A 13,348-nucleotide genomic window follows, 5' to 3' on the forward strand; every position below is an offset into this window, starting at 1 on the left:
GGCACGGCGGCACGGCACGGCGGCACGGCACGGCGGCACGGCACGGCGGCACGGCACGGCGGCACGGCACGGCACGGCGGCACGGGCACGGCGGCACCCTGCGAGCGCGACCCGGGATCAGGCGGAGATGTCCCGCCGGTTCAGGCCGACCACGGCGAGCGCCACGAGCAGCAGGCTGAGGCCGGAAAGCAGGGCCACCGCGCCCCAGTCGACCCCATCGAGCAGCGGCTGGTCGCCGAACGCCCAGTTGTAGGGCGAGTACCGGTGCAGCCATTCCAGGTCGGGGTTCTGGTTGCCGATCCCGTTCAGGGCATAGCCGAGCACCGCGATCCCCGAGCCCGCGACGAGGGCGGGCAGGCGGCGACCGGTCCACGCCCCCACGGCGAGCGCGACGGCACCCGACAGAAGCGTGAGTGCCGCGAAGACGACGGATGTCCCCACCGCCTTGACCGGATCGACGTTCAGATTCGCCGGGCCGTTCAGCAGCAGCACCATGACCAGGGTGACTCCCGCGAGGACGAGGACCTGCAGGACCAGGGCCAGCGCGCGCTCGAGCACGATCTGGGTGCGGGTGACCGCGTGGGCGAGGGTGAGTTCGAGCCGACCGGACTCCTCGTCGCCGCCGACCGCCTGCGCGCCCCAGCTCACCGCGGCGATCGTCAGGAAGATGAAGCCGATCAGGCCGAAGATCGTGGCCTGCACGTAGCCGGCGCCGGTGGCGATCAGGTCGTAGTTGAGCGCCCTGATCATCGCCTGCGGCATGCTCTTGATGAGGTCGTCGAGGATGGCCGAGGAACCGAAGGTGCGATACAGCGGCAGGTACACCAGCGTGGACACCACGATGGCCAGGACCCAGCCGAGCAGGCCGGCCCAGGAGTCCCGGGCCGCCTTCGTGAAGAGGGGCATCCGGCTAGCCACGGGAGTCACCCCCCGGGCTCGGAGGCCGGGTGCTCGGACCTCGGCGGCTCAGAGGCCGGGTGCTCAGACCTCGGCGGCTCAGAGGCCGGGTGCTCAGACCTCGGCGGCTCAGACCCCGGCGCCTCGGAGTAGAGCGCCAGCACGGCTTCATCCAGGTTGGGTTCCTCCAGGCTCAGGTCGAGCAGGGACAGCACGGCGACGGCGGCGACGAACGGCTGCACGGGACCGGCGAGCGTGCCGCGGCATTCGACGACCGCGGGAGTGCCGGACGCTCCGGTGAAGGACGGGGCGACCCGGGGCGACCCGGAGCGACCCGGCCGGACGATCGACGGTGCGGGCGGTGACGCCGCCGACCCCGGGCATCCGTGAGAGTCGTTCGAGCGCCTCGGCCACGGTCAGGCCCTCGGTGACGACTCGCAGGTGGCGCACGGCGGATTCGCGGAGCTCGGTGACGGTGGCCGTCTTCACCACCTGGCCCCGGCGCAGGATGGCGACGGAGTCGGCCGTGTCCTGCACCTCGCTGAGCACGTGCGAACTGAGGAAGACCGTCTGGCCGTTCGCGGCGGCCTCCCGGGCCATGGCCTGGAACTCCTGCTGCACGAGCGGGTCGAGTCCGCTGGTGGGTTCGTCGAGCACGAGCAGTCGCGGCCGGTGCAGGAACGCCTGCGCCAGGCTGAGTTTCTGCCGGTTGCCCTTGGACAGCTGCCGCACGCGCCGGTCCAGGTCGAGCCCGAGCCGCTCGGCCAGCTCGTCGACCCGCCCGGGCTCGACCGGGCCGCTGATCCGCGCGAAGTCCGTCAGCACCCGCCGGGCGGTCAGCTGGCCCGGCAGGGAGACCTCACCGGGCAGGAAACCGATCCGGCTGCGGAGCCTCGGCCCGCCGGCGCGAGGGTCTTCTCCCAGCACCCGGAGGTGGCCCGAGGTGGGACGGATGATGTCCAGCAGCAGCCGCATCGTGGTGGTCTTGCCCGCGCCATTCGGGCCGATCACGCCGAAGATGCTGCCCGCCGGGATGGCCAGGTCGACGCCGGCCAGCGCGACCGTGCCGCCGAAGCGCTTCACGAGGCCGCGGGTCTCGACGGCGAAGGGGGACGGTGGCCGTGCCGGGGAGTTCATGGGGCCATCATGGCACCGCCAGGCGGATGGCAGGCGGATGGCGAGCGGGGCCCGAGCGGCGGACGGAGCGGCGGACCGAGCGGCAGCCGAACTGGTCGCCGACGGGGTCGCCGGCCGGCGGCATCCGTGGGCCTCAGGTCAGCCGGGAGAAGGCCTCCACCTTGCGCACATCGCCGGCGATCAGGATGACGTCGTCGGCTTCGAGCCGCGTGTCGAGGGTCGTGTAGCTCCAGCCGTCGCCCGGGCGGTGGAACGCGGTGACGGTGACGCCGTGGATGGTGCGCACGCTCGACTGCCCCAGCGGCACGCCGATGATCTCCTTCGGCGGGCTCGTCTTCACCAGGGCGAAGTTCTCGTCGATCTCGATGTAGTCCTGCATCACCCCGCGCACGAGGTGGGCGACCCGCTTGCCCATGTCCTTTTCGGGGTAGATCACGTGGGAGACTCCGATCTGGCGCAGGATCTCACCGTGCGGGTCGTTGACAGCCTTCGCCCAGATGTTGGGGATGCCGAGCTTCAGCAGCAGGGACGCGGTCAGGATGTTCGCCTGGATGTCGCCGCCGATGGCGACGACGGCACTGCTGAACTCGGGCACCGAGAGCTGCCGGAGGGTTTCCTCCTTGGTGGAGTCAGCGCGGACGACGTGGGTGAGCAGGCGGTTGTGCGCCTGCACGATCTCCTCGTCTCCGTCGATGCCGAGCACCTCGGTGCCGCTGGCCATCAGCTCCAGCGCCAGCGAGCTGCCGAACCGGCCCAGGCCGATCACGACGACGGAGTCGGCCTCCGCCAGGCGGGCGGGCTGGTTGTGCCCGAACAGGGAAAACTTAGCCAATGATGGGCCTCTCCTTCGGTAATTCGTACGTGGTGCGGCGCTCTCGCAGGGCCAGAGCCGACGCGAACGCGATCGGCCCAAGCCGGCCGATGAACATGAGCAGCATCAGGATGACCTGACCCGCGACGGGCATGCTGGCGGTGATGCCGGTCGACATGCCCACGGTGCCGAAGGCGGAGATCACCTCGAACAGGAGCTGGTCGAGACTGAAATCGGTGAGCAGCATCAGGGCCACGGTGGATACCGTGATCACGGCGACGGCCAGGAGCACGATCGTGATCGCCTGGCGGTGCACGGCCCGCGAGAGGCGCTTGCCGAACACGTTCACCGCCACCTCGCCGCGGATCTCGGTCAGCATGATGAAGAAGAGCACCGCGAAGGTGGTGATCTTGATGCCGCCCGCGGTTCCGGCCGGGCCGCCACCGATCAGCATCATCACATCCATCCCCAGCAGGCTCGCGGAGTCCATCGACCCGACGTCGATGCTGTTGAAGCCTGCCGTGCGGGTCTGCACCGCCTGGAAGAACCCCACCAGGAGTTTGCTCGGCCAGTCCAGCGGGCCGAGCGTGGCCGGGTTCGACCACTCCACCGCGGTGATGTAGACGGTGCCGAGCACGAGGAGAGCGATCGTGCCCACCAGCACGATCCGGGTGTTCATGGTCCACTGCAGCGGCGCCCGAAGGTGCTTGCGCAACTGCATGATCACGGGGAACCCGAGGCCGCCGATGATAATGGCGGCGGCAACGGGAAGGCAGATGAACGGGTCGGTGGCATACGAGATGAGACTGTCGCTGAACAGGCCGAAGCCGGCGTTGTTGAACGAAGACACCGAGTGGAACACCCCGAGCCAGACCGCTCGGCCGAGGGGCTCGCCGTAGCCGATCAGGAATCGCAGGCTGAGGAGCACCGCGACGATGAGTTCCACGATCAGGGAGATGCGCACGACGCCGAGGATGAGGCCCCGCACGTCTTCGAGGCCGAGGCTGCCAGCCTCCGACGCCGTGGTGATGCGCGAGCGCAGGGACATCTTGCGCACGACGGCCAGCCCGATGACGGACGCGAACGTCATGATGCCGAACCCGCCGATCTGGATCAGAAGCAGGATGACGACCTGACCGAAGGTTGACCAGGCCGTGGCCGTGTCGACGGTGACGAGCCCCGTCACGCAGATCGCCGAGGTCGCCGTGAAGACCGCCACCAGGAACGACACCCCGCCGGGCCCGGGCGAGGCGATCGGCAGCATCAGCAGGCCCGTGCCGATCAGGATCGCCACGGCGAAACCCGCGGTGACCACCTGGGCAGGGTGCAACCGGCCCCGCGGCGTTCTCGCGCGGCTCGTCCGCGCCGACTTTGATTGCACCTGCTTACTCTACGGTTCCCGCGCCGCGCCGCGGGGCGGGTGCGGGCCGTCTTGGGGCGTTCGACGGGCCGTCTTTCCGGGTGTCGGCGCGCCGTCTTCCTCCACTTCCGATTCACGGCCGCCCCCCAAAGCGGTGGCTGCCGCGGAATCCGCAAAACAGCGATAATCTGAGTACACCGGCGAGGGGGAACCAAGGGTGAGATTCAGCGGGGGATTGCGGATGCGTACACACGCTCTGCGACCCTACGGCCGGGTTCTGCTCCAGTCCGGGCTCTCCGTGCTGGCCCTGGTCGCACCCGTCTCCGCGGTGCTTTTCTGGCTCACCATTCCCACCGGCACCTGGCAGCCGATCGCCGCCGCCCAGGGTGTTCTCGTCGGTCTCTGTGCGCTGGCGTACCTCGGTTACTCGCGCACGGTCATCCGTGTGGACGGCGAGGGGATCTCGGAACGAGGCTTCCTGGGCCGCGTCACCAACTTCGACACGGACGAGATCGGCAGCGTCGTGCTGCTGGATCTGTACCAGAGCGGGGCGCTCGACACGCATCCGCAGCTCTTCGTCACGGGCACGGACGGCCGCCTGCTGCTGCGCATGCGCGGCCAGTTCTATTCGCAGGGCGCCATGGAAACCGTCGTCGACCAGCTGGCGGCCCCCGTCGTGCGGGTGCCGGAGCCGATGACCCTGCAGGACCTCAACCGGGTGCGCCCCGAACTGTTGTACTGGTTCGAGCGGCGGCCGACCCGGGCGGAGTAGCGCCGGCGCCGCGCTCGCGGCGGTCGGCGGCGGTCAGCCGCGCTCACTGCGGTCAGCCGCGCTCACTGCGGTCAGCCGCGTTCACTGCGGTCAGCGCCGGCGGCGAGTGCCGAAGATGCCGCCCACGACGCCGGTCAGGATCGATTTGGTGACGGATGATCCGAGCACCTGCTCGAGCACGCTCTGCTGCGGGCGGGAACTCGTGCGGGTGCGGGTCGTTCCCTTCGTCTGCCGCATCAGCCGGTCGTACTCGGCCTGCGCTTTCTTCTGCGCCTTCTCCGCCTTCGCGTCGAGGAGGTCCTGCGCCTTCTCGGCGGCCGCCGCCGTTTTGGCCTGCGCGAGCGCTTCCTGCTCGGCAGCGGCGGCCCGGTTCGCCGCTTCCAACTTCACGGCCAGCATCTCCCGGGCGGAGTCGCGGTCGATCGCGGCGCCGTAGACGGCCAACAGGGGCGAAGCGGCCACGGCGGCGTCGATCTGCTCCGGCGCGGTGGGCGCCATCGATCCCCGCGGCGCGCGCAGGCGGGTCCAGGCGACGGGGCTGGGCGCCCCCTTTTCGTTCATCACCGTGACGATCGCCTCGCCCGTGCCCAGCCCGGTCAGCACCTCTTCGAGGTCGTAGCCGGAGTTCGGGTAGGTCGACACGGTCGCCCGCAACGCCTTGGCGTCATCCGGGGTGAAGGCCCGCAGCTGGTGCTGCACCCGGGATCCGAGCTGCGCGAGCACCTCCCCGGGCACGTCCTTGGGGGTCTGGGTGACGAAGAAGATGCCGACGCCCTTGGAACGGATCAGCCGCACGGTCTGGGTGATCGAGGCGAGGAAATCCTTCGAGGCGTCCTTGAACAGCAGATGCGCCTCGTCGAAGAAGAAGACGAGCTTGGGCTTGTCCAGGTCGCCCACCTCGGGCAGGTCGTTGAACAGGTCGGCCAGCAGCCACATCAGGAAGGTGGAGAACAGGGCGGGCTTGTCGGCGACGCCGGGCACCTCGAGCAGGCTGATCATGCCCCGCCCGTCCGCCGTCGTGCGGAGGAACTCGCGGGTGTCGATCTCGGGTTCGCCGAAGAACACGTCGGCACCCTGGTCGGCAAAGGTGATCAGTTCGCGCAGGATGACGCCCACGGTGGCCGGGGACAACCCGCCGAGGCCGGTCAGTTCGCCCTTGCCGGCATCGCTGATCAGGAAGCCGAGCACCGCCCGCAGGTCGGTCAGGTCGAGCAGGGGCAGGCCGGCCCGGTCGGCGTAATGGAAGACGAGCCCTAGGCTGGACTCCTGGGTGTCGTTCAGACCGAGCACCTTGCTCAGCAGCAGCGGGCCGAAGCCCGCCACCGTGGCGCGCACCGGGATGCCCCGGCCGACCCCGCCGAGCGAGAAGTACTCGGTGGGCGACGCCTCGCCGGACCAGTCCTGGCCGATGTCCTTCGTTCGCGCGAGCAGCCTCTCGTTCGGGGTGCCCGCCGTGGCGATGCCGGACAGGTCGCCCTTGATGTCGGCGGCGAACACGGCGACCCCGTGGGCGGAGAGCTGCTCCGCCAGCACCTGGAGGGTCTTGGTCTTTCCGGTGCCGGTGGCGCCGGCGACGAGGCCGTGCCTATTGGTCATGGCCAACGGGATGCGAATGGGCACGTCGGGGCGCGCGTCGCCGTTGACGAGGGCCCCCATTTCCAGTGCCGGCCCGGCGAAGGCGTAGCCGGCGCGGATGGTCTCGACCTGCGCGGCGGTGAGCGGGCCGGCAGTGGCCGGAAGCGGCGCGGCGGGGGCCTCGGCCGGCGAATCGGGGGGCTTGGTCGGCACGGCAGGCGGCGGCGCGGCGGGGGCCTCGGCCGGCGAATCGGGGGCGGACGGAGCGGGAACGGCAGCGGCCTCGGCATCCTGCACCCGCTGCAGGGCGGCCTCCGCATCGGCCTGGGCCTGGCGCGCCGCGGCGAGCGCCGCCTGGGCCGCTTCGCGGGCGGCGGAAACGCCGCCGGGCGGGTTCATCGCTGTCATGGCGAAATACTAGTCCCCCTGATGCGGCGCGCGTCCGACGGGTTCAGCGCCTGCTGGGGCCTCGGAAGCCGGTTCAGGCGTCGGGAAGGCGGTCGGCGGCATCCGTCGTGAAGAGGTAGTCGTTGTTCGCGTTCAGCTCGGGCCGGAGTCCGCGCGAGAGCGCCGCGTCGAAGAGCCGCCGGGACTGATCGCGCAGCCGGGCGGCCGCGGCCGGGTCGTCGGCGCGCAACCGCTCGAAATCGACGTCGAGCGGCAGCCGCTCGCTCACCGCCCACTGCGGTTGCGGGGTTCCGGCGAGCGCCCGGAGTGCCCGCGGGGAGTCCATGCGCCAGCGCATTTCGAAGCGGTCACTACGGTCGCTGCCGGTGATGACGTCGTCAAGGCGGCCGTAGAAGTCGGGCAGGAAGCGCACCACCTCCGCGCCGAGTTTGATCAGGTTGAAGTGGGCGTTGCGGCGGATGAGGGGGTCGAACGTCCAGCGCATGTCGGTGATGCCGTGCTGCAGGCAGAGCGAGCGCTGGAAGAGTTTGAGGGCGTAGCCGACGCCGCTGCTGCGCTGCCACGGCACCACGGCGGACATGTGCGAGTGCAGGTGGATGCCGTCGGTCCAGCCGAGGAAGCCGAGGGTCGCGCCGACCGGTTTGCCGGCCGCGGTGGCGATCAGCACGGTGTTGCCGGCGAAGTCGAGCGCCAGGAGCATCGACCGGTCGGGGCTGCGGCCGACTCCCCAGGTGCGTTCGAACAGTCCGATCACGGCGGCCAGGTCGCCGGGTTCGGCGCTCCGCACGCTCACCCCGGCGGCGCCCGCGGCCGCATCCGCCAGCCGAACCGCTTCGTGCACAACCTCCGGTTCAACGCTCATGCGTCGAGTAGACCACACCGGGCCCGGCCCCCGGAACCTCGCCCTCCTGCGAATTCGACGGAGATTTTGCGTTAAAACACGTTATCGGGCCCCAGAACGGCCGTTTCGGGCAAAATCTCCGTCGAATTGGTTCAGGGGCGCGGCTGACGGATGCCCGGGTCCGGCGCGACCCGGCGGCCGGCCGTTGCGGCAGCATCCGTCGCCCCGCGAGCACCCTCCCCGCGACCGGGCCGCACCGCCGTGCGACCGGGGGCCTTCGTGCGAATTCGACGGAGATTTTGCGTTAAAACACGTTATCGGGCCCCAGAACGGCCGTTTCGGGCAAAATCTCCGTCGAATTGGTTCAGAGGCAGGGGCGCAGTACGGCTAGTGCCCGCGGCCCGAGACCACGTCGGCGATACTCGCGANCAGTACGGCTAGTGCCCGCGGCCCGAGACCACGTCGGCGATACTCGCGACCGGCGAGGTGGTCTGCCGCCGGGTGCGCTCCGCGTGGTCGGCGAACGAGTACGCCCGGTAGAGCGCGTGCACGGCGAGCCAGCGCAACGGCTCAGGCTCCCAGTTGCGCACCCGGTGGTTCACCCAGGGCAGCCGGGTCAGCCCGGTCTCGTTGCCGAGGATCAGGTCGGTCAGGGTGCGCCCGGCCAGGTTCGTCGTGGCCACGCCGGTGCCCACGTAGCCGCCGGCCCAGGCCAGCCCGGTCGCCGGGTCGAGACCCACGGTCGCCGCCCAGTCGCGCGGCACGCCGAGCACCCCCGACCAGGCGTGATCGATCGCGACGCCCGCCGTCGCCGGGAAGAACCGGGTCAGGATGTCCCGCAGCGCCGCCACCGTGCTCGCCGGGGTCTGGCCGTCCGAGTCCGTCTGCGACCCGAAGCGGTACGGCACGCCCCGGCCGCCGATCGCGATCCGGTCGTCGGCCGTGCGTTGCGCGTACATGTACGCGTGCGCTATGTCGCCCAGGGTCTCCCGGCCGGCCCAGCCGATGCTGTCCCAGACGGACGGGCTGAGCGGCGCGGTCGCGATCAGCGACGAGTTCATCGGCAGCCACGCCCGGTGCAGCCCCTTCAGCCCCGCCGTGAACCCCTCCGTCGCGCGCACGACGAACTCCGCCTCCACCGCGCCCCGGTCGGTCGTCGCCCGGTGCGGCGTGATCTCGCTGACCCGGGTGTTCTCGTAGAGTTCCACGCCCAGCGCCTCGACCACCCGGGCGAGCCCGGCCGCGAGTTTGGCCGGGTGGATGCGCGCACAGTGCGGGTGCCACATCGCCCCGGTGGCGCCGGCCACGTCGATGCGGGCGCGCGCCGCCGCCGGGGAGAGGAGTTGGACATCCGTCATGGCCCACTGCTGCTCGGCCCGGGCGGACGCCTCGAGCCGCCGCTGCTGGGGCTGGTCGTAGGCGACCGTGAACTCGCCGCCCTTGACGATGTCGGCGTCGATGCCCTCGGCCGCGGCGACCCGGATCACCTCGTCGACGGTCTCGTTCATGCCGGTCTGGAACCGGGCCGCCGCGTCCCGGCCGTGCGACGCGACGTACTGCTCGCGCCCGCCGGTGACCGCGTTGGTCAGCCAGCCGCCGTTCCGGCCCGAGGCGCCGTAGCCGGCGAAGCGCTGCTCCACGATCACGATCCGCAGCGCCGGGGCGGCCTTCTTCAGGTAATACGCCGTCCACAGCCCGGTGTACCCGGCACCCACGATGCACACGTCGGCCACGATGGGCCCGGGCAGCGGGTCGCGCGGGGCCGGCCGACCGACCTGGTTCCACCAGAAGGAGACATCACCATTGATCATTCCCGCACCGCTTTCGTTCCGACGGATGTTGCGCGTTCAGTCAGAGCATCATCTCGCATCCGGCGCGGCGCGGGCGGCAATCCCCGGAGGCAGGTCCCGCCCGAGGAGTCCGTTCCGGTCGAGAGTGCCCGGTGCGCCGGTCACTCTCGACCGGAACGGGCACTCTCGCGGTGGACCCGTCAGCCCAGGCGCTGCGCGCTCGACCAGGTGGGCTCGGCCATCAGCGGCGCGGCACCCTTGTCGAACCGGGCTCCGAGCGGGTTGCTCGGCAGCACGCTGAAGACGAGGATGGCGAGGCCGCCGAGGGACGGGATCAGGCAGAGGAAGGCGAACCAGCCGGCAAAGTTCGCGTCATGCAGGCGACGCGCGAGCAGCGAGACGTTCGGAACGATGGTGGCCAGGTACACGATCATGATGAGAAAGCCGACCGGCACGAGGAGTGGTCCGGCCGCGTCGTATTCGGTGGGCGGCATGTTGAAGGCCAGCACCAGCAGCATCGGCAGGTAGAACACGACCATCCAGAGGCCCACCCACCAGTACTCGCTGCGCGAGGCCCGCCCGGTGAAGTCCGCGTACTTGCGGAAGTAGGAGGAGAGTGCGGCGACGGGCGTCATGGTGGGGTCTCTTTCATCGGCAGTACTGAGCCGGCGCAGGCCGACAGAGGCCTAACACCCCCGGGTACAGGCTACTGGTCAGCACTTCCTGTGCGCCGCTGCCCCCTCACCACGCCGCGCAACTGCCCGCGCCACTGTGCCCGTTCCGGTCGAGAGTGCCCGGTGCGCCGGTCACTCTCGACCGGAACGGGCACTCTGGCGGTGGACCGCTCCCGCGGATGCCGGGACTCGCGCCGCGAACGCGTCGCCGACGCCGCCCGCCCCGACAAGGAGGATTCTCCTGCTCGGACGGCACCCGGGCATCCGTCGCTGTCTGCCCCTCTTTCCGCCCCTAACCAATTCGACGGAGATCCTGCCCGAATCGGGCGATTTGGGCCCGAATCCGAGTTCTAAGCGCTGTTTTTCCGTCGAATTCGCAAGGGCGGCGACGGATGCTGCGCCGCCAGTTCGCGCTCGCCCTCGAGTTTCGCGGCGACCGGGGCCCACAGCAGCACGGCGACGGCCGTGCCGAGCAGCAGCGCGCCGATCGTGTCCGTCAGCCAGTGTGCGCCCAGGTAGGTGCGGCTGACCATCATCACCAGCGTGTACAGCGCACCGGCCAGCCAGACCCAGACTCGGGGGAAGAGGATGCCCAGGCACACCGCCATGGTCGCCGCGTTGGCTACGTGACCGGACGGAAACGACCCGAAATCAGACGTGACCAGCATGTCTTGTGGTCGGGACCGGCCGAACAGGGTCTTGAGCACCTGCACCAGGCCTGAACTCGCGATCGTGGCGGCCATGAAATATCCGGCCGCCCAGGGGCGTCTCCGCACCAGCAGGAACGCCAGAATCAGCAGCGGGATCACGATCACGCCGGCGATGCCCGCCCCGAGGAAGTTCATCGCGAGCGAGAGGTACTCCCAGACTGGCGCCCGGTGCTCGATGATCTCGTCCATCCACTCGGTGTCGATCCTGAGCGGACGGCCGTTGTCGCGCACCACGATCAGCGCGCCCAGGCTCACGGCGAGCAGCAACGCGACGACCCCGCTGATCAGTGGCCAGCGGCGCGCGATGCGGCGGGTGGCGGGCGTGGCCGCGGTTTCGGGGGGTCGCTCGCTCATCATGTGTCCATGCTAGATCGGTGCGGGGCGATCGGTGCGGCGAGATCGGTGCGGCGAGATCGGTGCGGGGCGATCGGTGCGGCGATCGGTGCGGGGCGATCGGTGCGGCGAGATCGGTGCGGGGCGATCGGTGCGGCGACCGTCGTGCGCGCCCGGAGTTCGGACCCCGCCGACCCGATTGCCCGGACCGAATGTGGCTAACTCAGGAGATCTGCCAGCCCGCGGCCGACGGATGCCGCAATCACGCGGCATCCGTCGCCCGCACCATGCCGCCGGCCGCGTTTCTCCTGAGTTGGCCACAGCGGAGGCGCCGGCGGCACCCGGTGGCACGGGAGATGCCGGTGGCACGGGAGATACCGGTGGCACGGGAGACACGGGTGGCACGGGAGACACCGGTGGCACGGGAGGCACACAGCGGAGGCGCCTTCGGCCGCCGCGGAGCCTGGCCTAGTGCCCCAGCGCGGGCACCGTGCGGGGACGCACGACGAACCAGAGGGAGAGGATCGACACGAGGGCCGTGACGCCCATCACGGCGCCCATCGGCACGGCGGTGCCGACGCCGAGCACGCCGACGATCGGGGAGATCAGGCCGGCGATGCCGAAGTTCGCTGCTCCGAGCAGGGAGGCGGCGGTGCCGGCCTCGTGCGCGTGCGCGTTGAGCGCGATCACCTGCACGCTGGGAAAGGTGAAACCGCAGGCGGCGATGAAGAACCAAAGCGGCACCAGGGTGCCCCAGAGTCCCGCGCCGGCGAGGTCGAGCAGCACGATCGCGGTGGCCGTGATCGCGAGCACCACCGTGGACACCGAGATGATCCACTGCGGACCGATGTTGAAGCGGTGCATCAGGCGCGAGCTGAGCTGCACCCCCGTCACGATGCCGAGCGAGTTGACGGCGAAGAGCAGGCCGTACTGTTGCGGGCTGAACGCGTAGACCTGCTGGAACAGGAACGACGACGCCGACAGGTACGAGAACAGGCCGGTGAAGGTCATTGCCCCGATGATCGCGACGCCCACGAAGATCCGGTCGCTGAGCACCGCACGGTAGCGCTGCGCGAGCGAGCTGTGCCCCTTGACGTGGCGCTCGGCATCCGGGAGCGTCTCGACGATCCAGAACGCGACGGCCAGGATCACGACGGTGCCGTAGGCGGCGAGCACCCAGAAGATGCCGCGCCAGCTCATCACGAGCAGCAGCTGCGAGCCGATGACGGGGGCGAGAACCGGGGCCAGGCCGCTGATCAGGGCCAGACGGGAGAGCATTTTCACCAGCGGCTTGCCGCCGAACAGGTCGCGCACCATGGCCAGCGCGACGACGGCACCCGCGGCTGCGCCGAAGCCCTGCAGCAGACGGAAGACCGCGAGCCAGACGATGTCCTGCGAGAGGGCGGCGCCCACGCTCGCGAGGATGTGGAAGCCGGTTGCCAGCATCAGCGGCAGCCGGCGCCCGACCTTGTCGCTCCACGGGCCGACGACGAGCTGGCCGAAGCCGAAACCGATCATGGTGCCGGTCAGGGTCAGCTGGATGGCCGCCGCCGAGACGCCGAACTCGCCCTCCAGGGTCGGGAAGGCCGGCAGGTACAGGTCGATGGTGAACGGGCCGAGCGCGGTGAGCGCGCCGAGCACGATGATGTAGACGAGGCGCTGGCCGCGGGAGAGGGCGTCGCCGGGATGCTTCGCGGCCGACCTCAGGTCGGCGGCGGTGATGACGGTGATGGCGGCGGTAGTCACGAAGTGTTGTTCTCGGTCTCGATGGGGCAGCCCCGATGGAGCTGAGGCGTGCTGGTTGACGTTCGGTCGAGGCACCGCATCACGGGCGTCAGTACCAGCAGCGGAACACGGAACCGCTCTCAGAGACAAGACAACCACGCCCGCACCTATTCCCCCCTGCGGGGATCCCGGGCGCAACTTGCACGAATCCGCCCGATCGTGCACTGGGCGCGGGCTCGGCGGGGTACCACGGGCTCGGCGGGGGTACCGCGGCGGGCGCAGCCGCGGCGGGCGCAGCCGCGGCGGGCGCAGCCG

Annotated in this window: 11 protein-coding genes; 1 reads left to right on the top strand and 10 read right to left on the bottom strand. The window is 70.4% G+C overall.

Going from position 1 to position 13,348, the window contains the following annotated elements; all coding sequences use genetic code 11:
- Nucleotides 1–117: 117 nt before the first annotated feature.
- The 4 genes from E3T42_RS10535 to E3T42_RS10550 form a co-directional block, all read right to left on the bottom strand.
- The gene (locus E3T42_RS10535) at nucleotides 118–906 is read right to left on the bottom strand and encodes an ABC transporter permease subunit (protein WP_241976035.1); all 789 of its coding nucleotides are present in this window, start codon (nucleotides 904–906) and stop codon (nucleotides 118–120) included.
- 159 nt (nucleotides 907–1,065) lie between these two features.
- Nucleotides 1,066–2,034 carry an ABC transporter ATP-binding protein gene (locus E3T42_RS10540; RefSeq protein ID WP_174776687.1) on the bottom strand — a complete coding sequence of 323 codons (969 nt, stop codon included), beginning with the start codon at nucleotides 2,032–2,034 and terminating at the stop codon, nucleotides 1,066–1,068.
- Between the two features lie 133 nt (nucleotides 2,035–2,167).
- Nucleotides 2,168–2,866, bottom strand: coding sequence for a TrkA family potassium uptake protein (locus tag E3T42_RS10545; protein WP_174776164.1), 699 nt, complete (start codon nucleotides 2,864–2,866; stop codon nucleotides 2,168–2,170).
- The gene (locus E3T42_RS10550; protein WP_134402981.1) at nucleotides 2,859–4,226 is read right to left on the bottom strand and encodes a TrkH family potassium uptake protein; all 1,368 of its coding nucleotides are present in this window, start codon (nucleotides 4,224–4,226) and stop codon (nucleotides 2,859–2,861) included. The genes E3T42_RS10545 and E3T42_RS10550 overlap by 8 nt, the downstream gene beginning before the upstream one ends.
- 220 nt (nucleotides 4,227–4,446) lie before the next feature.
- Here E3T42_RS10550 and E3T42_RS10555 point away from each other — a divergent pair, with 220 nt between their 5' ends.
- Entirely contained in the window at nucleotides 4,447–4,977 is a 531-nt protein-coding gene (locus E3T42_RS10555) for a hypothetical protein (protein ID WP_134367967.1), read from the top strand.
- 90 nt (nucleotides 4,978–5,067) lie between these two features.
- On the opposite strand, the gene E3T42_RS10560 is transcribed toward E3T42_RS10555, so the two are convergent.
- From E3T42_RS10560 to E3T42_RS10590, 6 genes are all read right to left on the bottom strand, one after another.
- Nucleotides 5,068–6,951 (bottom strand): helicase HerA-like domain-containing protein, encoded by a 1,884-nt coding sequence (locus E3T42_RS10560; protein ID WP_134402984.1) that lies wholly within the window; start codon nucleotides 6,949–6,951, stop codon nucleotides 5,068–5,070.
- A gap of 82 nt (nucleotides 6,952–7,033) precedes the next feature.
- Entirely contained in the window at nucleotides 7,034–7,822 is a 789-nt protein-coding gene (locus tag E3T42_RS10565) for a GNAT family N-acetyltransferase (RefSeq protein ID WP_134402982.1), read from the bottom strand.
- 416 nt (nucleotides 7,823–8,238) lie between these two features.
- On the bottom strand, nucleotides 8,239–9,612 hold the full coding sequence (locus E3T42_RS10570; protein ID WP_134402983.1) for an FAD-binding oxidoreductase: 1,374 nt from the start codon (nucleotides 9,610–9,612) through the stop codon (nucleotides 8,239–8,241).
- Nucleotides 9,613–9,791: 179 nt separating this feature from the next.
- Complete coding sequence (locus E3T42_RS10575) at nucleotides 9,792–10,226, bottom strand: DUF805 domain-containing protein (RefSeq protein WP_134364820.1); 435 nt, start codon at nucleotides 10,224–10,226, stop codon at nucleotides 9,792–9,794.
- Between the two features lie 389 nt (nucleotides 10,227–10,615).
- Entirely contained in the window at nucleotides 10,616–11,329 is a 714-nt protein-coding gene (locus E3T42_RS10580) for a phosphatase PAP2 family protein (protein ID WP_134364819.1), read from the bottom strand.
- A 447-nt stretch (nucleotides 11,330–11,776) separates the two neighbouring features.
- The gene (locus E3T42_RS10590) at nucleotides 11,777–13,054 is read right to left on the bottom strand and encodes a multidrug effflux MFS transporter (RefSeq protein ID WP_241976037.1); all 1,278 of its coding nucleotides are present in this window, start codon (nucleotides 13,052–13,054) and stop codon (nucleotides 11,777–11,779) included.
- Between the last annotated feature and the right edge of the window lie 294 nt (nucleotides 13,055–13,348).

This window comes from Cryobacterium sp. TMT4-10 (assembly GCF_004403275.1).
GTDB lineage: Bacteria > Actinomycetota > Actinomycetes > Actinomycetales > Microbacteriaceae > Cryobacterium > Cryobacterium shii.